The 20,332-nt window shown below is 50.4% G+C and carries 16 protein-coding genes and 4 tRNA genes; 11 read left to right on the top strand and 9 right to left on the bottom strand.

Annotated elements, in window-relative coordinates:
* Positions 1 to 44: 44 nt before the first annotated feature.
* Entirely contained in the window at positions 45 to 761 is a 717-nt protein-coding gene (locus KSO86_RS04345) for a YggS family pyridoxal phosphate-dependent enzyme (protein WP_216379696.1), read from the bottom strand.
* Complete coding sequence (locus KSO86_RS04340; protein ID WP_216379698.1) at positions 762 to 3,431, bottom strand: DEAD/DEAH box helicase; 2,670 nt, start codon at positions 3,429 to 3,431, stop codon at positions 762 to 764.
* Positions 3,432 to 3,607: 176 nt separating this feature from the next.
* Here KSO86_RS04340 and KSO86_RS04335 point away from each other — a divergent pair, with 176 nt between their 5' ends.
* From KSO86_RS04335 to KSO86_RS04325, 3 genes are read left to right on the top strand one after another with little or no spacing between them, the layout of a single operon-like run.
* Entirely contained in the window at positions 3,608 to 4,630 is a 1,023-nt protein-coding gene (locus KSO86_RS04335; RefSeq protein WP_216379699.1) for an efflux RND transporter periplasmic adaptor subunit, read from the top strand.
* 8 nt (positions 4,631 to 4,638) lie between these two features.
* Entirely contained in the window at positions 4,639 to 5,373 is a 735-nt protein-coding gene (locus KSO86_RS04330) for an ABC transporter ATP-binding protein (protein ID WP_216379700.1), read from the top strand.
* A complete protein-coding gene (locus KSO86_RS04325; protein WP_253280695.1) occupies positions 5,373 to 6,689 on the top strand; it encodes an ABC transporter permease in 1,317 nt (438 codons plus the stop codon). Before KSO86_RS04330 ends, KSO86_RS04325 begins: the two co-directional genes overlap by 1 nt.
* A gap of 56 nt (positions 6,690 to 6,745) precedes the next feature.
* Here the strand turns inward: KSO86_RS04325 and KSO86_RS04320 are convergent.
* The 3 genes from KSO86_RS04320 to KSO86_RS04310 form a co-directional block, all read right to left on the bottom strand.
* Positions 6,746 to 6,818 (bottom strand) — tRNA-Lys (locus KSO86_RS04320).
* Positions 6,819 to 6,880: 62 nt separating this feature from the next.
* Positions 6,881 to 6,953: transfer RNA gene (locus KSO86_RS04315), tRNA-Lys, on the bottom strand.
* 99 nt (positions 6,954 to 7,052) lie between these two features.
* Positions 7,053 to 7,670, bottom strand: a complete 618-nt coding sequence (locus tag KSO86_RS04310; protein WP_216430187.1) for a hypothetical protein — start codon at positions 7,668 to 7,670, stop codon at positions 7,053 to 7,055.
* Positions 7,671 to 7,895: 225 nt separating this feature from the next.
* Here KSO86_RS04310 and KSO86_RS04305 point away from each other — a divergent pair, with 225 nt between their 5' ends.
* Together KSO86_RS04305 and KSO86_RS04300 are read left to right on the top strand one after the other, a co-directional pair.
* Complete coding sequence (locus KSO86_RS04305; protein WP_216379706.1) at positions 7,896 to 8,825, top strand: ATP-grasp domain-containing protein; 930 nt, start codon at positions 7,896 to 7,898, stop codon at positions 8,823 to 8,825.
* 76 nt (positions 8,826 to 8,901) lie between these two features.
* A tRNA-His gene (locus KSO86_RS04300) sits at positions 8,902 to 8,976 on the top strand.
* A gap of 90 nt (positions 8,977 to 9,066) precedes the next feature.
* Here the strand turns inward: KSO86_RS04300 and orn are convergent.
* Both orn and KSO86_RS04290 read right to left on the bottom strand, forming a co-directional pair.
* On the bottom strand, positions 9,067 to 9,672 hold the full coding sequence (gene orn, locus KSO86_RS04295; RefSeq protein ID WP_216379757.1) for an oligoribonuclease: 606 nt from the start codon (positions 9,670 to 9,672) through the stop codon (positions 9,067 to 9,069).
* A gap of 93 nt (positions 9,673 to 9,765) precedes the next feature.
* Positions 9,766 to 9,838, bottom strand: a tRNA-Arg gene (locus KSO86_RS04290).
* 148 nt (positions 9,839 to 9,986) lie between these two features.
* On the opposite strand from KSO86_RS04290, the gene KSO86_RS04285 reads away from it, so the two are divergent.
* The 4 genes from KSO86_RS04285 (at position 9,987) to ettA (ending at position 15,463) form a co-directional block, all read left to right on the top strand.
* On the top strand, positions 9,987 to 11,540 hold the full coding sequence (locus KSO86_RS04285; protein WP_216379707.1) for a GTPase: 1,554 nt from the start codon (positions 9,987 to 9,989) through the stop codon (positions 11,538 to 11,540).
* Positions 11,541 to 11,565: 25 nt separating this feature from the next.
* The gene (locus KSO86_RS04280; RefSeq protein WP_216379708.1) at positions 11,566 to 13,029 is read left to right on the top strand and encodes a GTP-binding protein; all 1,464 of its coding nucleotides are present in this window, start codon (positions 11,566 to 11,568) and stop codon (positions 13,027 to 13,029) included.
* A gap of 130 nt (positions 13,030 to 13,159) precedes the next feature.
* On the top strand, positions 13,160 to 13,687 hold the full coding sequence (locus KSO86_RS04275; RefSeq protein ID WP_216379709.1) for a single-stranded DNA-binding protein: 528 nt from the start codon (positions 13,160 to 13,162) through the stop codon (positions 13,685 to 13,687).
* Positions 13,688 to 13,780: 93 nt separating this feature from the next.
* Positions 13,781 to 15,463 (top strand): energy-dependent translational throttle protein EttA, encoded by a 1,683-nt coding sequence (ettA, locus tag KSO86_RS04270; RefSeq protein ID WP_216379710.1) that lies wholly within the window; start codon positions 13,781 to 13,783, stop codon positions 15,461 to 15,463.
* A gap of 108 nt (positions 15,464 to 15,571) precedes the next feature.
* Here the strand turns inward: ettA and KSO86_RS04265 are convergent, their stop codons facing one another.
* Positions 15,572 to 16,471, bottom strand: a complete 900-nt coding sequence (locus tag KSO86_RS04265) for an acyl-CoA thioesterase (protein WP_216379712.1) — start codon at positions 16,469 to 16,471, stop codon at positions 15,572 to 15,574.
* A 174-nt stretch (positions 16,472 to 16,645) separates the two neighbouring features.
* On the opposite strand from KSO86_RS04265, the gene malQ reads away from it, so the two are divergent.
* Both malQ and KSO86_RS04255 read left to right on the top strand, forming a co-directional pair.
* Entirely contained in the window at positions 16,646 to 18,787 is a 2,142-nt protein-coding gene (malQ, locus tag KSO86_RS04260) for a 4-alpha-glucanotransferase (protein WP_216379714.1), read from the top strand.
* Between the two features lie 66 nt (positions 18,788 to 18,853).
* On the top strand, positions 18,854 to 19,120 hold the full coding sequence (locus KSO86_RS04255) for a PTS sugar transporter subunit IIB (RefSeq protein ID WP_216379716.1): 267 nt from the start codon (positions 18,854 to 18,856) through the stop codon (positions 19,118 to 19,120).
* On the opposite strand, the gene KSO86_RS04250 is transcribed toward KSO86_RS04255, so the two are convergent.
* Entirely contained in the window at positions 19,071 to 20,261 is a 1,191-nt protein-coding gene (locus KSO86_RS04250; protein ID WP_216379718.1) for a dicarboxylate/amino acid:cation symporter, read from the bottom strand. The genes KSO86_RS04255 and KSO86_RS04250 overlap by 50 nt on opposite strands.
* Positions 20,262 to 20,332 lie beyond the last annotated feature (71 nt).

Raw genomic sequence — 20,332 nt, 5'->3', positions numbered from 1 at the left:
TTTTGATTGTGAAGTATCACCTTGCGTGAGGGTCAAGCTAAGAATTATGCCGGTTGTACTGGACGTGCGCCGAAAATGGCTGTTCCTACTCGAACTACGGTTGATCCTTCTTCGATAGCTGGGCGCAAATCGCCACTCATCCCCATAGAAAGAACATCGGCTTGTTCCAGACCTGGTAATTCGCGCATCTGCTCTGCTAATTGCCGAGTTCGCACAAACGAGGCACGAATTTCAGCTTCGCAACCGCGAGCACCAATCGTCATTACCCCAGCGATACGCACGAACTGAAGATCCGATATGACGCGTGCTAATTCAACGAAACTCTCCGGGCTACAACCGGACTGAGTGGGTGCGCCTGAAGAATTAAGTTGCAAAAGGATCGGATACGGACCGGTTGCCTCCTCAGAAGCTATTCGTGCTTCTTGCCGGCGGTTAATACGTTGTGCTGTTTTGAGTGAATCCACTGTATCTATTCGGTCTGCCCACCTCATAGCAACTGACAGCTTGTTCGATTGGACATGACCGATAACAGTCGTATACGGATGGATGTTAGCGCCATGTAGCCCTGCTGTAGCTGTAGCTAGCTGATCGATAAGATTGTGTCCCATCAATGTTCCACCAGCAGTGTAAGCGTCAATGAGGCGCTCCACCGGTTGGTGCTTGGCCGCCAGCATTAGATCAACATGCCGTCCTTGAGCAAAACGTGAAATGTCTTCGCGTACCCGGGCAATATTGTCAGCAATATTTACTGGGGACATCATTTATCGCTCGCCTAGTCGAATCGGTCTGAGAACCAGCTTGCTGGCCTCGTCCGAAGCATCTAAATCAACAACGGCCCACAAGCCCCACGCTGCTGCGTCGTCTCCAGAATCAAGGATCTGCAAAGCCAACCAAACCCGTCCACTGCTGTGGGTCTCAAGCAAGGTAGACGCTTCGTCGTCATCCATTCCTGCTTGGAGCAAATCGGCAAATGAAGGGTCTTCTAAAATTGCAAAGAACTGTGTGCCACGTGCAGCTTGATCAGTGCCAAGGAAATCGTATTCGTCAAAGTAAGGGCCAATCGCATCTGCCCAGCGGTCGGCATCCCATCCGGCAGAGCCATCCAACCGTTCCAATTCCTCGTAGTCTTCGCGATCCAAAAGCTCAATGCGATAGAACATCTCGTTACGAATTGCTACTCGTAGTGCATGTTTATTCCGGGTGAAGGCGACGGTGCCGTCGTCGTCGGCGCCGAAAGCAGCTTCTTCGCCTTGAACTGAATCGTCTGAACCAAGGGAGTTTAATTCAGCCAAGGTGATCCGCCCATCGGCCAAGGCTTCCCACTCGTCGAGAAGCGAGGAGTCAATCGAGCGAACTAGCCGTGCCAGCCAGTCGACAATATCCTCCACCTCATCGGTGCGCGCTGTTAACGGGATTGTTTGCCGCATCGCCCGGTATACATCCGTAATATAGCGTAAAAGTACGCCTTCGGAGCGTGCTAAATCGTAGCGAGAAATAAACTCAGAGAAGGTCAGACCTTCTTCGATTAGTTGCCGCACTACAGATTTTGGTTTTAGCTCTTGTCCGCGCACCCACGGATTCGTTTTAGCGTACGCTTCGAGCGCTGGTTCGAGGAGATCAGCCAGTGGTTTCGGCCAGGTAACCTCATCAACGAGCGCCATGCGCTCATCGTATTCCACGCCGTCGGCTTTGAGCTTACCAATGAGTTCGCCGCGCGCTTGGCGTTGTTGTGCGTAGAGTGCGGGGGTAGGGTCTTCGCTTACTGCCTCGGTAATTGATACGACGTCGAGCGCGTAAGAAGGACTATCCATATCCAACAAGTCAAAAGCGGCCAAGGCAAACGGTGCCAGGGGCGAGTTTAAAGCAAAGTCGGAGGGGACATCGCGAGTGAAATGAATGGCGTTTTCATCGCCGTGTTCTGCTCGCCAGTCGCGGTCTTCGTGAGTGATGACGCCGGCGGTCCGTAACGACTGATAAATAGTAATTGCCTTGCGCAGGAGAGTATTGCGCTCGCGGTGTGGCTCATGGTTGTCACACAGCACAGTCTTAGCTGCGGCTATCGGGTTAGGACGCTGAAGTAAATTCAGTATGAGGCTATGATCGACGCGCATCCGCGAGGTGAGTGTTTCTGGTGGGGCTGCCACCAGCGTATTGAACGTGTTTTCTGACCAGCTGATTGTGCCTTCTGGCGCTTTAACTTTCTGGACGCGTTTAATTTTTGCTGGGTCATCGCCGGCTTTGCGCAGCCGACGAGCGTTTTCGATTTCGTGTTCGGGTGCTTCGACGACGACGTATCCCACCGTATCGTATCCGGCGCGGCCTGCTCGTCCAGCAATTTGATGGAATTCGCGGGCAGTAATATGCCGTTGTTTAGTGCCGTCGAATTTCGTCAGCGATGTCATGAGCACGGTTCGGATCGGAACGTTGATGCCGACGCCGAGGGTGTCAGTTCCGCAAATGACGTTGAGTAGTCCTGCTTGTGCGAGGCGTTCGACTAGGCGACGATAGCGAGGGAGTAGTCCGGCGTGGTGAATACCGATTCCGGCACGGAGAAGTTTTGACAGGACTTTGCCAAAGCCGGGGGAGAAGGTGAACGAAGCGAGGGCAGTAGAAATCCGTTCTTTTTGTTCTTTTGAAGCGACGGCCATCGATTGCAAGGCGAGTGCTTGGCTGACGGCCTCACGTTGCGAAAAATGAACTACGTAGACCGGTGCCATGTGGGTGGCGACAAGTTCTTTGATGACTTCACCAATTGGCTCAGTAGACCAAGAAAAATGCAGGGGGACTGGACGAACTGCGTCGTCGACGATGCTTACCGGACGATTGGTGCGGCGGGTGAGATCTGATGTCAATTTCGTCGTGTCGCCGAGAGTGGCGGACAGCAAAACTTGTTGAGCCTGCGGCAACGTGAGGAGCGGAACTTGCCAAGCCCACCCGCGTTGCGGATCGTCATAAAAATGGAATTCGTCCATGACGACGATGCCGACGTCGGCTTGGTCGCCTTCGCGTAACGCAATATTGGCTAAAATCTCTGCGGTTGCACAGATAATGGGTGCGCCGGCGTTGATTGATGAGTCTCCAGTAACCATACCGACGTTGTGTGCACCAAAATGTCCAATGAGCTCGAAGAACTTTTCAGATACAAGCGCTTTAAGCGGTGCAGTATAATAAGCGGTTCGTCCAGTTGCTAAGCCAGTGAATAAGGCTTGCATGGCGATCATGGACTTTCCCGAACCGGTAGGGGTAGAAACAATAACGTGATCTCCAGAAACAATGTTCAACAGTGCTTCGTCTTGATGGGGATACATCCGTTTGCCAGTCGATGATACCCACGCGGAAAACGCATCATAAATGTCTTCGGGAGCAGGAGATAGGCCGTGAGCATCTTCTAGCGCATCGAGGGCAAGGTTGAGGCCAGGTTCGTTGCTCATTATCAATCTCCGTAGGTAACGTATAACGTCTCAAATATATCAGGTTTGGCTCTCGGAATTTTCCATAGATTTGCAAAAAATACCGATTGCGGAAACTGTAGGGTATCCTAAAATCTAACAATGGTGTTACAAGGCATAGTCTGTAACTAGTGCCCTTGATCGCGAAGGATCCGTTAATGGAAGCTCATCCCACTCGTAAACTAATTTTTAGTATTCTACGGCTGATTATCGCCGCTGTTATCGCTGTTGCGCTTGTAAAATTTGCGTTTTTCCCGTCGCATAAAGCTGAAAAAGAGTTACAAGGACAAGGACAATTTGTTCTCCCTACAGTCACAGCTCAACGTGGCGACGTCAAGAACGATACCCAGTTCGAAGCTACGATTTTGCGTGACGACGCGAAAGCGATTAAATCCAGTGCCGAAGGCGAGATCGTTCATTTCTTTGTAGCTGACGGTACTCAGGTTGAACAAGGTGCGCCACTATTGCAAGTAAAATCAACAACGAGCGTGGAAGTAACGCCGTCAAACGCAGTGTCTAATGGGGACGAGGCCACGGGCCCGGCAGAACCACAAACCAGCACAACTGTCACGTATAACAACGTCGTTGCTCCCAGTGCTGGAACAGTTAGTTTTGATGCAATGCTCAAGCAACACGTGTCATACAACGATCCACTAGGGACTATTGTGCCGGCCACTTTTCATGCGAATGTGAATGTGACTCCCGATCAGCTCTACTCGTTGCAGTCTATCCCGCAGCAAGCCGAGGTGGCGATTACGAATGGCCCGGCACCATTTATGTGCACTAACTTGCATACAACGTCGGTGAAATCGAGTAGTGCGAATGGTGAAGGGGGATCGCAGAGCTCAACCCCGCTGCTCACCTGTGATATTCCAGCTGATCAAACGGTCTTTGATGGCATTAAAGCCACTCTAAATATCGCAGGTGAAGAGGTAACAGACGCCTTGCTACTGCCCGTTACTGCGGTAGAGGGTCGATTCCGGGAAGGAAAAGTATATCTTCCCGCAAAAGATGGTAAAGGAGAGCCCTCGCCGGTCGTCGTGAAACTTGGAATAAATGACGGAAAAATGGTTGTCATTACTGAAGGATTAGATGAGGAAACTGAGGTTCTTGAGTTCGTTCCCCGAAAGACCGAAGAAAAACAAGAATCCGATGACCCAATGAGCCCGGCCGACTTCTAGGAAATAGCATGCTTCAACTCCGTGATATTACCCGGACAGTCACCTTGCCTAATGGCGAAGATCTACATATCTTGCGTGGGGTTAACTGTGACATTGCCAGTGGGGAACATATCTCAATTGTGGGACATTCCGGAACCGGAAAATCAACTTTACTCAATATTATTGGGTTGTTAGATCAGCCTAGTAGCGGAACATATATGTGGGATGATATCGACGTTGTTAGTCTCAGTGATGCCCATCGCTCACGCTTGCGCGGTGAATCCGTAGGATTCGTGTTCCAGCAGTTTAATCTATTTCCCTCGCGCACCGTGCTCAATAATGTCGAAGTACCGCTCTTCTATAATTCAGGTCTGGAATTATACAAACGACATGAGAAAGCGGCCCGGATACTCGAATCGGTAGGGTTAGGAGACAGACTCGACGCATATCCGAGTCAACTATCTGGCGGTGAGCAACAGCGGGTTGCGATCGCTCGCGCTTTGGTACGCAATCCGCGACTCATATTGGCTGATGAGCCAACCGGTGCTTTGGATCCGGACACTGGGATGCAAGTTATGGATGTGCTTGAACAGGCAGCGCAGCAGAACAATGCGGCGCTGATCGTTATCAGTCATGATATGAATGTTGCACAGCGTGCCAACACGGTTTATCGAATCTCCGATGGTGTGTTAAACCGGATTGATGCTGGTATGGAAGTCTTATCCGCTGGAGATAAGTTGCCTGGCCGAGAAGAGGCAGAGTGATGATCCACAATTTTATTGGAGCGTTCATAGAAGCGTGGGAAGAAGTTAAAATCAATCGGGCGCGCGTCATCTTGTCTCTCGTTGGAGTGGGCGCTGCAGTGTGGGCTATGGCAACAGTGATTGCGTTAGGAACTATCCTCAGTGAAGGTCAGCAACGCAGTATTGCCCACTGGAATGGTCAGCCGGGCACTATTACGGCAATGATTTTCGAAAACACAACGAATATTCCAGCAGAGGATAGTGCAGGGCTGGAAAACAATAAGCAAGAGCGCAGCATCGAGAAAATTGAGCATCTTCGCCAGGCAGTGAAGGACACCGTGGATAAACTCGGTATAACCGTCTGGACTACAAAAGCTGACATTCACTTGACGACGATCGATGCGCCAGATTTTGATCCGTGTCCGCCAAAATATTTGGATCAATGTCCTGGTCAGTATCCGGAGGCTGTGGCTGTGGATCCTGACTATTTCAAGCTACACGCACGCAGCCTGATTGATGGCCGTTTTTTGAACTCCTATGACGGTCAGCTGCAGATGAACCCGGTTGTGATCAATGAGTCCGCATGGGCAACACTGGGACGACCAGCCGTAGCTACATTTCCTCGAATCTGGTTGAGCAAGGATCACAAGAGATCTGTGACGGTAGTAGGGGTTATAAAGAACATTAATGTTTATGAGAATGCCGTTATCTATGCACCGGCTGAAGCGCAAGCATATATTTTCCCGGAGTCAGTCGAGTCATCGCTTCCGGCGTTTTTGTTCCTCGCACCGCGAGGCGAGGAAGAGCAGGCCAAGAATGTAGCCCAGGCGATGTTGGGATCGTTCCTTGGCGAATCCTACCAAGTTGATGCTCATTGGGACGAAGGATTTACTGAACAAAGTATGCAACAAGACCGAGTAATGCAGATGGTTGTTGCTGGAATTGGTGGCATTGTGATTCTGTTAGGTGCCTTGGGGTTGCTTACTATGAGTATTGTGACCGTGAAGACCCGGGTGCGTGAGATCGGTATTCGTCGTGCTGTGGGGGCTTCTGCGCGACGAATATTCTTTGCCGTCTTTTTAGAATCAGTTGTTGCCACCACGGTGGCAGGTTTTGTTGGCGTGGTGTTGTCAGTGATGACGATTAGGGTTCTCCCACGGTTAGGGTTCAGCGGATTCCTATTCGAGGAGCTCTCGGCGAGTGCCAGTACTATTGCCTACCCAATGCAAGCTGCTCTGATCGGAGTGGGAATTTCTGCAACGGTAGGGGCCTTGTGTGGAATAATCCCGGCGACTATAGCTGTGAAGATGCGTCCTATTGACGCAATTCGGTTCTGACAATACATCCTAACAAAAAGGACGGCTCGGAAATTCCGAGCCGTCCTTTTAACCTGTACACCGCCTGGGACTTGAACCCAGAACCCTCTGATTAAGAGTCAGATGCTCTGCCAGTTGAGCTAGCGGTGCTCATCAAGAATACAATATCTTGAGAGTCAAAATCCCTAGACGAATCCAGGGATTTTTCTTCGTACACCGCCTGGGACTTGAACCCAGAACCCTCTGATTAAGAGTCAGATGCTCTGCCAGTTGAGCTAGCGGTGCGCAACAGGTATTACTTTAGCGCACGTTATTTTGCAGAGCAAATTTTTTTACCGGATTCAAATGTGATTGCAAGCACCCTATATGATGTGGTTCATCTTTTTAGATGCTGCGAACAAGATGATTGTTCTCTTGTGTAAAACCTTGCTTAGCAAAATATCCTCGATCGGAGGTGTTTTCGGCAGGAATCTGAAGGCGTGAAACCCCGGCGTCAGTAAAGAGTGAGGGGTGAGTGTAAATGTATCGGCCTGGTCCGAGGTCGCGGAAGCGTGGTGTCACGTAGTCCAGAATGATCGTACCGGTTGCGTCCGTCGTCGTCATTGCAAACAAGCCAACAATCTCGTCCTCGTGCATAATGAAACTGATCCGCGAAGAATCCAGATCCGCCGTCGAAAACTGTGGATAGTTCGCTTGAATGTCGGTCACGTTACGTGCCAAGAAATGCTGAACTAACGCGTCTTGTGAATGTGCGTTGACAATGGCGTAGCCTCGTTCGGCGGTTGTGCCTTTGCGAGATAGCCGCGCGATCCAATATGCGTCGATACCGACGATGACGCCGTTCATGGCGGCGTATGGCCAAATACCGAAATAAATGTTATAGATCGTGGCAATAAGTGAACCTGACAAGTTGAGTATGCGGAAACGCCAGACGCTCGGAATCCACAGCGATACAACGACAAGGACGGATCCTGCCCAGCCGAAAATTTCCCACCAACTCATCGTTCAACCTCATTTCTGTTGGCGCAAGTCACGCCAACGTATGTTCACTATGGTTTTAATGGTAAAGCCTACCTTGAATGAGTATTAAATTGGTAACTATTGGGTCGGTAAAGCGAATTGGGCAAGAAACCGTTAGACTTATGTTTGATTGGGCTTTCACCTGATCCGTGTGCGCTCGTGCGTAGTATGAGGAAAACATTAGCTCTGAAGGTAAAGGTGGTAAGCGTGTCTGCACCAATCGTGACTCTGGTAACCTCGGAAGAACTTCCGAATCTAGATATTGATGAGCAGAACCTTCCAGATGCCTTACGGGATCGCGGGTTAGAGCCGCGTATCGCCGTCTGGAATGACCCGTCAGTCAACTGGGACGAAGCTGGAACTGTTGTCATTCGCTCCGTACGAGATTATGCAAAGTATCGGAATGAATTCTTAGCGTGGACGGCTTCGCTACCACGAGTGTTGAACTCTGCAAGAACTATCGAGTGGAATTCTGACAAGCATTACCTTAACGCATTGGGGGCTTGTGGGTTACCAACGATTCCTACGATCTGGCTAGAGCCAGAGCAAGGCTTGTCAAAACAGCAGATTCATTCACGTTTCCCAGCTTTTGGTGATTTCGTTGTTAAGCCAGCAGTAGCTTCTGGTGGGCGTGGTACTGGACGGTATTCTTCGGTTGATGCTCAGCAGCGTGGCGAAGCAGTAGAACATGCGATGTATGAACTTTCCCGCGGCCGAACTGTGATGGTTCAACGTTATCTGAAAGAAATCGATAGCCAAGGCGAAACCTCTCTTGTTTATCTCAATGGTTTGCCGTCATATCAGGTGGAAAAAGAAGCTATGCTTCATCCGCGCTTCCGTAGCCAGCGTGAAGATGGTGTGGTGGAAGAAGTGGCGCGAGCTTCTCATGCAACCGAGGAAACTTGGCGCTGGGGTGAGCGTATTCGCAAGGCGCTCCATCAGCACATCAAGCGAGTTAATGGCAAAGATGAGCTGTTGCTGTTCAATCGCGTAGACATTGTTCGTGGCGATGAAGATTCGCCAGAAGAGTTCTATGTAGTTGAAGTGTCGCTCATTGATGGGTCACTTTATCTCAGTCAAAGCGAGGCGCATCTCAACATGTTTGCAGATGCTATCCAGATGCGGGCTGATTGGTGACTCTAATCACGTCGCATATAATTAGCGTTATCGAAAGAAAATCGGTATAGTTTTTCTTCGTTGCAGTGCAACAATGGTGGCTGTAGCTCAGTGGTAGAGCACCTGGTTGTGGTCCAGGGGGTCGCGGGTTCAAGCCCCGTCAGCCACCCCATCAAGACCGTCGGTTTTCCGGCGGTCTTTTTTGCGTCAAAAGTGGGGCAGCACCCTATGAGATGCTGCCCCAAACCAGTTTGCTCGCTCGTTAAGAAAGTTTTTCGTGAGCGCGTTGCGCCCGGTCCACAGTGAGATCAGCTGTTATGCATGCGGCGTGGGCTTTAGCTTCGTCAGAAGATGGCCCATCTCCTTCTGGCCACAAGACTGAGCGATAATAGCGAAGCTCGTCGATAGAATCGTAGATGTCACCGAGGGCCTGGTGGTTTCCAGTTTTTTCCGGTGCGGCAAAGTACGTCCGCGGGAACCAGCGCTTAGCAAGTTCCTTAATTGAGGATACGTCAACGACGCGGTAGTGGAGATGTTCCACGAGTGCAGGAACATCGCGCGCTAAGAAGGTGCGATCTGTCCCTACCGAGTTACCACCTAGCGGCGCTTTTCGCACATCGGGAACGAAACGCTTGATGTATGCGAGGCACTCAGATTCTGCCTGGGCTAGTGTCATGCCATGCTCCCAGCGTTCAATAAGCCCTGTTTTGGTATGCATATTCCGCACGAAGTCATTCATGTTTGCTACCGCTTCGGCAGGTGGCTTGATGACGACGTCGAGGCCGTTATCAAGAGGGTTTAGCTCAGCGTCTGTCACTACGACGGCAATCTCAACAAGTGCATCGCGTTCTAGATCTAAGCCGGTCATTTCACAATCGATCCATACGATCGGTGTATTTTGTGCAGGAAAATTACTCACTACATAAGGATACCAAGTTGCGTGAAGCAATCGGGAAGTCAGCACCCCGAGCGGGACTCGAACCCGCAACCTACAGATTAGAAGTCTGTTGCTCTATCCATTGAGCTATCGAGGCGTACGAACAGGATTTTACACGACTGAAGGGAAATTGTTTATCCTGATTATTTTGCAAGGATCACAGGTTTATGATTAAGGAGGTCACACAAAAGGTTAATTAACGTGTTGATAGCGAAAAAACTGGCGGAATACGGTGTAATGGAAAGGTGACTGCCAACTCGTTTTCTCGTAAGAATCTAGCTGACTTAGTGCGACGTACTGTTAGTGCGTTGCGTGAGGCGACCCTGCCATTAGAAATGCCGGGGTCTCTGGCGCTAGAAGATTCGCGCCGTCAACTATTGACCCAACTTGAATCGCGCATATTGCCGCATGTCGAAGCTCGCGATGTTCCGGCAGTTATTGTCTTTGGCGGGTCGTCCGGTGCGGGTAAATCCACCTTAGTGAATTCGATCGTACGCGCAGGAGTTTCACAAGCTTCAGTTTTGCGTCCGACGACGCGCACTCCGATGATCATTATGCACCCTGATGACGCAGCTGCGATGAACGGTCATGCGTTGATAGATATGGGAGATCAGGTTCTGATAGCTTCTGCTATCCCCGGAGTTGTCCTTGTTGATGCTCCTGACTTGGACTCGGTTGATGACTCGAATCGCGAACTGTCTGCTCGACTTTTGGATGCGGCAGACTTGTGGGTGTTTGTTACAACGGCTTCGCGATATGGCGATGCCTTAGCATGGAACACGCTTCACAACGCGCACTCGCGCGGCATCACCTGTGCGGTTGTGCTGGATCGGGTATCGCAGCGGGCGTTAAACGCGGTACGTGCTGATCTTGCTCGACGAATGGAAGAATTAGGTCTTCAAGATGCTCCGCTTTTCATCGTTCCAGATCAAGGTGCGCATGAAGGTTTATTGCCTGAAGAAGACATAGCATCATTACGCTCTTGGCTGGAAATGATTGCGGCAACGAAAATGGGCGAATCGCTAGTAGATCGCACTACTCGGGCTACTTTGCCGGCATTGCGTGATGAGCTTTTGCAGTTAGCTGATGCACTGGAAGCCCAAGAGCATGCGCTGCAGGATTTGAAAGATAAAGCGATTGAAAGTGCGCAAGCACCCCTAGAGAAGTTACGTACTAACATCGCCAATGGCCGCTTCGGACAAGGTGCGCCTACGGCGTCGTGGTTGTCGTTTGCGTCAACAGGTGGTGTATTGGCTGGGCTCGTGTCGCGGTCAAAGCCTAGCCTTTTTGATCGTAAGCGGAAATCGCGTGATAACGCAGTGACTGCCACATTCGATATTTTGTACACTGCTGTGAAAGTTGCTCTCACGCAAGCCTTGGTCACCGCAAATGCGCAGGCCGATGAGGCGTGGAAGAAGGATGTTGTTAATACCGAGGCTATGCTTACGCAGGTGCATGAACATATCAATGTTGATGCCATAGTGGAATCAGCAGTCAAGGCTTGGAAGCAAGATTTGACGCGAGAAGCACAAAAGATTCATGGGCATCCTTGGCTGTCTTCGGCAGGTGTCGCGGCGCTACTTGGTTGTGCGGCGGGTGGAATATCAGGTGCGAATTCGGCTGCACGTTCGACGGATATGGAAGCACGAGTGACGCAGGCTCGAGAAGATCTCCTGGGACGAGTGGATCAAGCGCTCGATGAGCTCACGCAGGTGTATGTTGAGGTCGTTGATAGCGTGACTATTACTGACAGCACTGATCTGCGTTTGCGGGCTAGTGAGTATCTGGCCCATTCGTGATACGGAATTAGAAGGAAGAATCAGTATGGAAGACCAACAGACGATTCGTGTTGAAGGTGCGCAAGCTATTGCGCACCGCTTAGAGCAACTCCAAAAAGCTGTTGCTGCTGGTGGACGATTCTTTGATCCTTACGTGTCGGCTCGCGCTCAAGATGATTTGCATCGGACTCAGGAGCGGATGAGCCTGGGAACCGATATTACGGTGGCCGCCCTCGTTGGCGGTACGGGATCAGGGAAATCCTCATTGTTCAACGCTATTACTGGCTTGAGTTTTGCGGATTCCGGGGAAATTCGGCCAATGACGGAGCGGGCAGCTGCTTGTACGTATGGCACAGATGCAACAGCCTTATTGGATTATTTGGCGGTGGATCATGACCGTCGTATTGAATATGACTCTGAGCTAACGGTGGGCCACGAAGTTTTCGATCGGTTAGTTCTTATTGATTTGCCGGATCATGATTCAGTTGCGGTTGAGCACTCGCTTGAAGTTGAGCGGTTGCTACCGATGGTCGATGTTTTGATATGGGTGCTCGATCCGCAAAAGTATGCCGATCAGGTGCTACATACTTCCTATTTGGAAAAGTTGACTGAGCGGGCTGACGTTATGGTAGTTGCGCTCAATCAGATTGACACCGTGCGTGAGTCACAACGTGCTGTGCTGATAGACGACGTCGAGAAGCTGTTGGCTCGTGACGGATTAAAGAACATTCCAATCGTTGCTACTTCGGCGCTCAATGGCGAAGGGGTTAGCGAGTTGGCAGATCATATTCGAACTGCGATGAGTCGTCCTTCGGTTGCGGCAAGCACGGCAGCGGCAGAACTTGATGCGATTGGACGCCGGTTACGGTTCAATGTGGGGCAGACGGAGGCAGAGATTTCTGGCAGTTATCGCGACGATATGGTTGATCGTATCGCGCGAGCCAGTGGCGTTGGTGCTGCGTCTGAATCCATTAGAAATGCAGGGCGTTCGATTTTCGCTACTGCTTATGTTGAACCTGAAAAACTCGGGCATTCTATGTCGGTGGCAATTCGTGATAGCTGGCTTGGATATATTCGGCATGGGCTACCCGATATTTGGCAAGAGGCTGTGGCTGCTGATGTTGCCAGTGCAGAACGGTTACGGCATGCGGTGGGCAACGCTATCCATTCGGTCGCAATGCCTCAGGTACGTCGCAGTATGGCGTGGTTGTGGATGGTGTGTGCCGCGGTAGTTTTAATCATCGGGATCGTGCTGGGATCAGTAGGAATTCCATTTGCCTCAGTCGGTGGGCGCTTAGGCACGGTTGGTGTTGGGTTTGTTATCGCGGTTGTGTTCTTTGTGATTGCAAAGGCGTGGTTACGACGGCGGGCAGTAGCTCTTGCCGAGCAGTATGAGCAGCGTGCTCGTGCTGCGGTGGGTGAAGTTTTTGATGAAACTATGGTTGCTGGTCCTGCTGAAGTGCTAGAGAAGCACAAGACGACGCGTCTAGCTCTTGAAACATTTGCCTAATATTTTATAACTTATGCACATTTCATGCGAATAAGTATCTTATCCACAGATTTAATAAGCTATATGCGCGGTTGATGATGTTTGTTTCACAATGATGATGTAAGTCGTTTTACATCATGAAGGAGTGAACATGTCAAATGAAACTATTGTAGCGATTCGTGGATATGTTGGGGCCGCGCCAACAGTTTTTACTAACGCGACTGATAAAGATACCGGAGAAGTTCTTAGTGCAAAAACAACTGTGGTGCGGGTAGGTGTGACTCCACGGTATTACTCGCGGTCTGTAAATGAGTTCAGAGACGGGCAGACAGCGTGGTATTCAGTCCGTACATATGGGAGCCTGGCTGCTCATGTTGCGGTCAGTGTGGATAAAGGAACTCCTGTTATCGCACGAGGGCGGCTGGTCATGCGGCAATACGAAGATAAATCAGGGTTGACTCGGATAGAGCACGTTCTGCTAGCTGACAGTTTCGGAATCGACTTGACCCATGGGACGGCTGTCTTTACAAAAACATCTGCTATGCCGTTGGAATCTGTTCCAGGAGAACCACGCTATTCGGCTGATGCAATGAGTAGTGAAGCGGATAAACAGTTCACAACCTGCCAACAGGAAACAGCTCAGGATCCAGCGGGCGTACTAGAAGCTGTTATGTCGTGACGAAAACGGTACCAGTGTGGTTGAGGTAAAGCCTAGGGGTCGACTATGGTTAAGTATGGTTAACCAATTCCATTTGCTAGCTATTGGAGAAATGTGGCTGAGTTTATTTACAACATGGTGCGTGCCCGCAAAAAAGTAGGGGACAAACTGATTCTTGACGATGTTACGATGTCGTTCTATCCTGGGGCCAAGATCGGTATGGTCGGCCCGAATGGTGCTGGAAAGTCTACCATTCTAAAGATCATGGCTGGTCTAGATGAGCCTTCTAATGGTGAGGCACGCTTAAGTCCTGGCTATTCAGTGGGGATCTTGCTCCAAGAGCCGCCATTGAATGAAGAAAAGACCGTACTTGAGAATGTTCAAGAAGGTGTCGGGGATCTTATCGGAAAGGTGCACCGTTTCAACGAAATCGGCATGGAGATGGCGGAGCCGGATGCTGACTTTGATGCCCTCATGGAAGAAATGGGTACCTTGCAGACGGAAATCGATGCTGCTAATGGGTGGGATATTGATGCCCAGCTTGATCAGGCGATGGAAGCTCTGCAATGCCCACCGGGCGATAGTCCTGTTAACGTACTTTCCGGTGGTGAGCGGCGACGAGTTGCATTATGTAAGTTACTGCTGGAAGCGCCAGATTTGTTGCTACTGGACGAACCTACCAACCATTTGGACGCTGAATCAGTGCTATGGCTTGAGCAACACCTGGCGAAGTATCCAGGTGCTGTTATCGCTGTTACCCACGATCGTTACTTCCTTGATCATGTTGCACAATGGATTGCTGAAGTTGATCGTGGTCACTTGTATCCGTATGAAGGCAACTACTCAACCTATCTAGAAAAGAAGCAAGAACGTCTAGAAGTCCAAGGAAAGAAGGATGCCAAGTTAAAGAAGCGTCTTTCTGAGGAACTGGAATGGGTTCGTAGCTCCGCTAAAGGCCGTCAGGCAAAGTCTAAGGCGCGTCTAGCGCGGTATGAGGAGATGGCTGCAGAAGCAGATCGCACTCGCAAACTTGATTTTGAAGAGATTCAGATTCCGCCAGGGCCACGGTTGGGTAATGTTGTCCTCGAAGCAACAAATCTCAAGAAGGGCTTCGGAGATCGGGTTTTGATCGACAATCTGTCATTTACTCTGCCACGAAACGGTATTGTCGGAATCATTGGTCCAAACGGCGTTGGAAAGACTACTCTTTTCAAAACTATCGTTGGTTTAGAACCACTCGACGAAGGCAACTTGAAGATCGGTGAAACAGTTAAGCTGAGTTATGTCGATCAGAACCGTGGCGGCATTGACCCGGAGAAGACGCTGTGGGAAGTGGTTTCTGACGGTTTAGATTACATCCAAGTTGGCAATGTTGAAATGCCATCTCGTGCATATGTTTCCGCGTTTGGCTTCAAGGGAGCAGACCAGCAAAAGAAAGCTGGTGTGCTTTCGGGTGGTGAACGCAACCGGTTGAATCTTGCGCTGACTCTAAAGCAGGGCGGAAATCTCATCCTACTTGACGAACCGACGAACGATTTAGACGTTGAGACGTTGAGCTCTTTGGAAAATGCTTTACTTGACTTTGCTGGCTGTTCAGTTGTTATCACCCACGATAGGTGGTTCCTGGACCGGGTAGCAACGCATATTTTGGCATACGAAGGGACCGAAGAGAACCCGTCCAACTGGTACTGGTTCGAAGGGAACTTCGAAGCGTATGAAAAGAACAAGATCGAACGCTTAGGCGAAGATGCTGGTCGTCCGGGGGCTTCAACATACCGCAAGCTCACCCGCGGCTAGACATAATAACGCTGCCTGCGTAACCTAACGAATCAAGCGTTCGGGTAGGAACTATCGTTCCTACCCGAACGCTTTTAGATGGTTGGAGAACTGCTCACTAGGAGCTGGCTACTTTACCAAACGAGATCGAGTCATCCCTTCTTGCGCCATAGTCGCTATATGAACTCCGTGCTGGAAGAATTTTGCTACAGATAGACCACGTCCGCCCTGAGCAGATGGGGAATCTAGCTCGGCAAGTATCCAGTCTGACATGTCGACGTCTCGATGCCACCAGATTGCGTGGTCCAATGTTGCGACTGAAATATCGGGACTTAGCCAGAACATGCCGTGCATACGCATGATCGGCTCCAACATAAACTGGTCTGTAGCGTACGCTAAAACAGCTCGATGTAAGAGTTGATCTGCCTGTTCAGGGAGTCCCTCGCGAATCTTAAACCAAATCAGCGTATGTCCGTTTTGCTTAGCTGCAGGTTTGACCCAGATTGGACCATCGACGTGACGCATATCGATAGCACTCGTTGTGTGGACATTCTTAGAAGCAGGATGATCAAAATTTGCAAAAAATTCCAGTGACGAGTCAAGAGCTTCTGGCTCGGGAGCATCTGGGGCGACGGATGAGTGCTCCACGCCCGGTTGCAGCTCCTGGAATGAAGCGCGGCACGAGAGTATCGTCTTTCCGTATTGTGACGCGTGTACCCGACGTGTAGAAAATGAGCGGGAGTCATTAACCTCCTCTACATCAAATGCAATTGGCTCGTGTTGATCGCCAGGACGCATAAAAGCAGCAGTGATCGAATGGATCTGACGTTGCGGGTAGGTGTCAGCTACAGTTGCCCAAGCAGCCATTACAGCTTGACCAAAGACTTGCCCACCATAAACTCTGCCGTTAAATTGCGATAGATTTGAGCCTATGTAGCTTCCTGGTTCGCGGATTTCCAGTCGTAACGTTCGCAAAATTGATGCGAGCGGTTCCTCGGAAGAATCTGGAACGGGTAGAAATTTACGCATAAAAGCCTCCATAAAATACCTCACTCCATGGTACGTGATAATGCGCTGCAAACAGAGATTGGATACTTGTTCTTAGAAAACTGCATGTCAGTTACAGAAAATCCTTGCAGTCTGGCACAATTAGTTACGAGAAAAGTAGCGAGGGTGCTACTGCGCACGCATCAAGGAGAGACAATGCCGGATCAAAGACTTGATCTTGATAAATTGCATCGGTTGGCTGAGGTTTACAATATTGCTACCGATTTTTGGGGCTTTAATGGGGAACATGAATTTGTTGACCAAGAAACCCTCACATCTGTACTAGCCGCGATGGGCGTCGATGCACACAACGATGCCGCAATTGAAGCTGCACTTGTTGCTAAAGATGAAGCTCCATGGCGCCAAATTCTGCCGCCATGTGTGGTAACGCGCAACGATCAAGACTATGTCGTCCATGTTCATGTTCCACATGGTTGGAACGTAGAATTAGGCATCACATGTGAAGATGGCTCGGAATTCGCTGTGCGACAGGTGGATGATTTTACTCCACCGCGTACCATCGAAGGGCATGAAATTGGTCAAGCTAGTTTTGCAATTAAGTCCGGTCTGCCGCTTGGCTACCATACTCTCCATGCGATCGTTAGCCACAGTGACACTGACAAAATAGCTAAGGATTCAACGACGCTCATTGTTACCCCGGGTCGATTGGACAATAGTTCGCTGGCGCAGCATCGTTCATGGGGAATGATGGCGCAGCTGTATTCGACCCGATCTGCTCAATCGTGGGGCGTCGGTGATACGGACGATCTGTTAGAGATGGCATCGCTTTTCGGTGCTATGGGTGCTGACTACCTGCTCGTCAATCCGTTACATGCTGCAGAGCCAGTTGAGCCATTGTCGCCATCTCCATATCTGCCTGTGACTCGTCGTTTCTTCAATCCGATGTACATCCGCCCAGAAAACATCCGTGAGGTTGCATATCTGTCCGGGCCAGAGCGCTCGCTCATCACGTGGGCTGCAGAAAACGTGAAGAAGGATTCTGTTAAGAATACTCATATTGATCGCGATGCATCGTGGAAAGCTAAGCGTGAAGCACTCGAGGTTATTTTCAAAGCTGGGCGTTCGCAGGCGCGTGAGCGTGAATTTGCGCAGTATCGCCGTAATGAGGGACAGGGCTTAGAAGACTTCGCCTTGTGGTGTGCATTGACGGAATACTACCATGGTGAGCCTTTCCCAGAGGAACTCAAGGATGTTCACGGCAGAGCTGTGGCTAAAGCTCGTGCCAGCCTACGCGATCGAATTGACTTCTGGGCATGGCTGCAGTGGATTATGGATCAGCAACTTGCTGATGCGCAACGCGTTGCCAAGGCATCGGGGATGGCATTTGGCGTTGCTCATGATTTAGCTGTTGGAGTCCATCCAGAGGGTTCTGATACGTGGACGATGCCGGATGCCTTTGCTCGCGGTATTGGCGTGGGTGCGCCGCCAGATATGTACAATCAGCAAGGACAGAACTGGTCTCAGCCGCCGTGGCGTCCGGATGCCCTAGAGCGTATGGACTATGCTCCGTTGCGTGATATGGCACGTACCGTTCTGCGTCATGCAGGTGCATTACGTGTTGACCACGTGATGGGGCTATTCCGGCTCTGGTGGATTCCGGAAGGTTCGGCAGCAAGCCACGGTACGTATGTCCGGTTCAACCATGACGCGATGGTAGGCGTGCTTTTGCTCGAGGCTTATCGTGCTGGTGCCGTCGTCGTCGGTGAAGATCTCGGCAATGTGGAGCCATGGGTGCGTGATTACCTGCGTGAGCGTGGCATCTTGGGAACGTCAATCTTCTGGTTTGAGAAGGACGAAGAAGGAAACCCGTTGCGTGCTGAGGATTACCGAGCAAATGCGCTTGTTTCAGTTGATACCCACGATTTGCCACCAGCTGCTGGCTACCTTGCTGAGGAACACGTCGACTTGCGTGCTCGGCTTGGCTTACTAGTTGAGCCAGAAGAAGAGGTCCGGGCTCAGGCACGTCATGAGCGAGAGACAGTTTATGCTCGGTTGCGCGAGTATGGTCTGATTGGTGACGAGCCTTCGGAACGCGAAGTGGTTGAAGCGTTGCACGTCTATCTCACTAAGACGCCGGCACCGTTGCTGTGCGTATCGCTTGTCGACGCCGTAGGGGAGCGTCGCGCGCAAAACCAGCCTGGTACTGACCAAGAATATCCAAATTGGAAAATCCCGTTGGCTGATGGTACAGAGAAGGTAGTATTAGTAGAAGAGCTTGCTAAGAACCCTCGGTTACTGTCGCTGATGGAGACCTTTACTCGGGCGTTCAAGAGCTGATAAGTCGATATATAGCAAGAGTGCGGGCGGATTTCCGCCCGCACTCTCGATTCTCGAAAGGTTTACGTGAAACTGTTTGCAGATGAAGTCGTTCTTGGCCTTGGGGGACGGGATAATGTCCTTGAGGTCACGCCTGCTTATACCCGAATCCGGGTGGAAGTGGCGTCGCTAGCGTGGGTAAATGAAGATTTACTGCGTGCTGCGGGAGCAATTGGCATTGTGCGCCAAAAGGGCCACGTTCATCTTATTGTCGGCAACCAAGCAAACGAACTTGCCGAACAACTCAGCGCTTCATGCGTGTCGTTGCGAACCGATTCACGATCATTGCGATAGCGCCGTCGCCGGTAACATTTGTTGCGGTTCCGAAAGAATCGACTGCTACGTATAGCGCAACCATAACTCCGTACATTGGGTCGGTGAATCCGAGGGTTCCCTGAACGACTGATTGTGCTGCAGTAATAGCGCCACCTGGAACACCAGGAGCGGCAATCATGATGATGCCGAGCATAAGCACAAAGCTAATGATTGCACTAGGAGATGCTGCTATTCCCAGCATGTATTGAAGTGCCAAAGCGAATGCAGTGATCTTAATTGTAGATCCAGCAAGGTGAATGGTAGCGCACAGCGGAACTACAAAACCGGCTACGTCTTCAGAGACGCCGTTCTTCATGGTAGAACGAAGGGTTACTGGGATAGTAGCTGCTGACGATGCGGTTCCTAGGGCTGTTGCGTAGGCATCTCGCATATTCCATAGAGACGTGAATGGATTTCGCTTAGCGATGGTTCCAGCAATCGTATACTGGAATACGAGCATGACGAGAGTAAGCGCAAAAGCAAAGAGAATAACTTTAGCCATAGCAACAATGACGGTTTCAAATTGACCAGACTTAGACATGTTGAGGAATATTCCGAACACGTGTACTGGTAGGAGCGGAACGATTGACCGGCTGATGATAACGTTGACAACGCTGCGGAACTCACTCAATAGGTCGATCATTTTGTGTGCATTTGCGGCTACAGTTCCGAAACCGATGAGAAATGCCAAGATAAGTGCAGTAAGTACACCGAATACGGGCGGAAGCGTAAAAGCCTCATCCATAATGGAAGCTACCGCGTTTTTGGGTTCAGCCAGATCTGGGACATGTTGGTCCGCTAGCAAAGACGGATAAATGATAGTAGCCAAACCCCAGGTGCCGAGGCCAGCAATAATAGTTGAGAGGTAACCGAGACCGACTGTCAGGGCGACCCAGCGGCCCCCAGACTTCCCCAAGTCGGCGATAGCAGGCGTTACTAATCCAACGATGATCAATGGGACGACGAATCCGAGGAATTTTCCAAAGATGTCATTGAAGGTGGCGAATGGGACGATAGCGATTTCTGGTAGCACTTTTCCAAGTACTGCACCCAGAACAATTGCGATAACAATCCAAACGAGGAGGTTGCTCAGCAACCGTTTAATCAGTGGAGGCTCCATGATAGTCCTTTCTTGCGGGGGAATCGCTCGATATGAGGAGCTTATGGAGACTAATGATAGAAGATTTATGA

It is taken from the genome of Arcanobacterium phocae, assembly GCF_018913465.1.
GTDB lineage: Bacteria > Actinomycetota > Actinomycetes > Actinomycetales > Actinomycetaceae > Arcanobacterium > Arcanobacterium phocae_A.
Note: the sequence above shows the minus strand (reverse complement) of the source record. Positions and strands in the feature narration are given on the sequence as shown.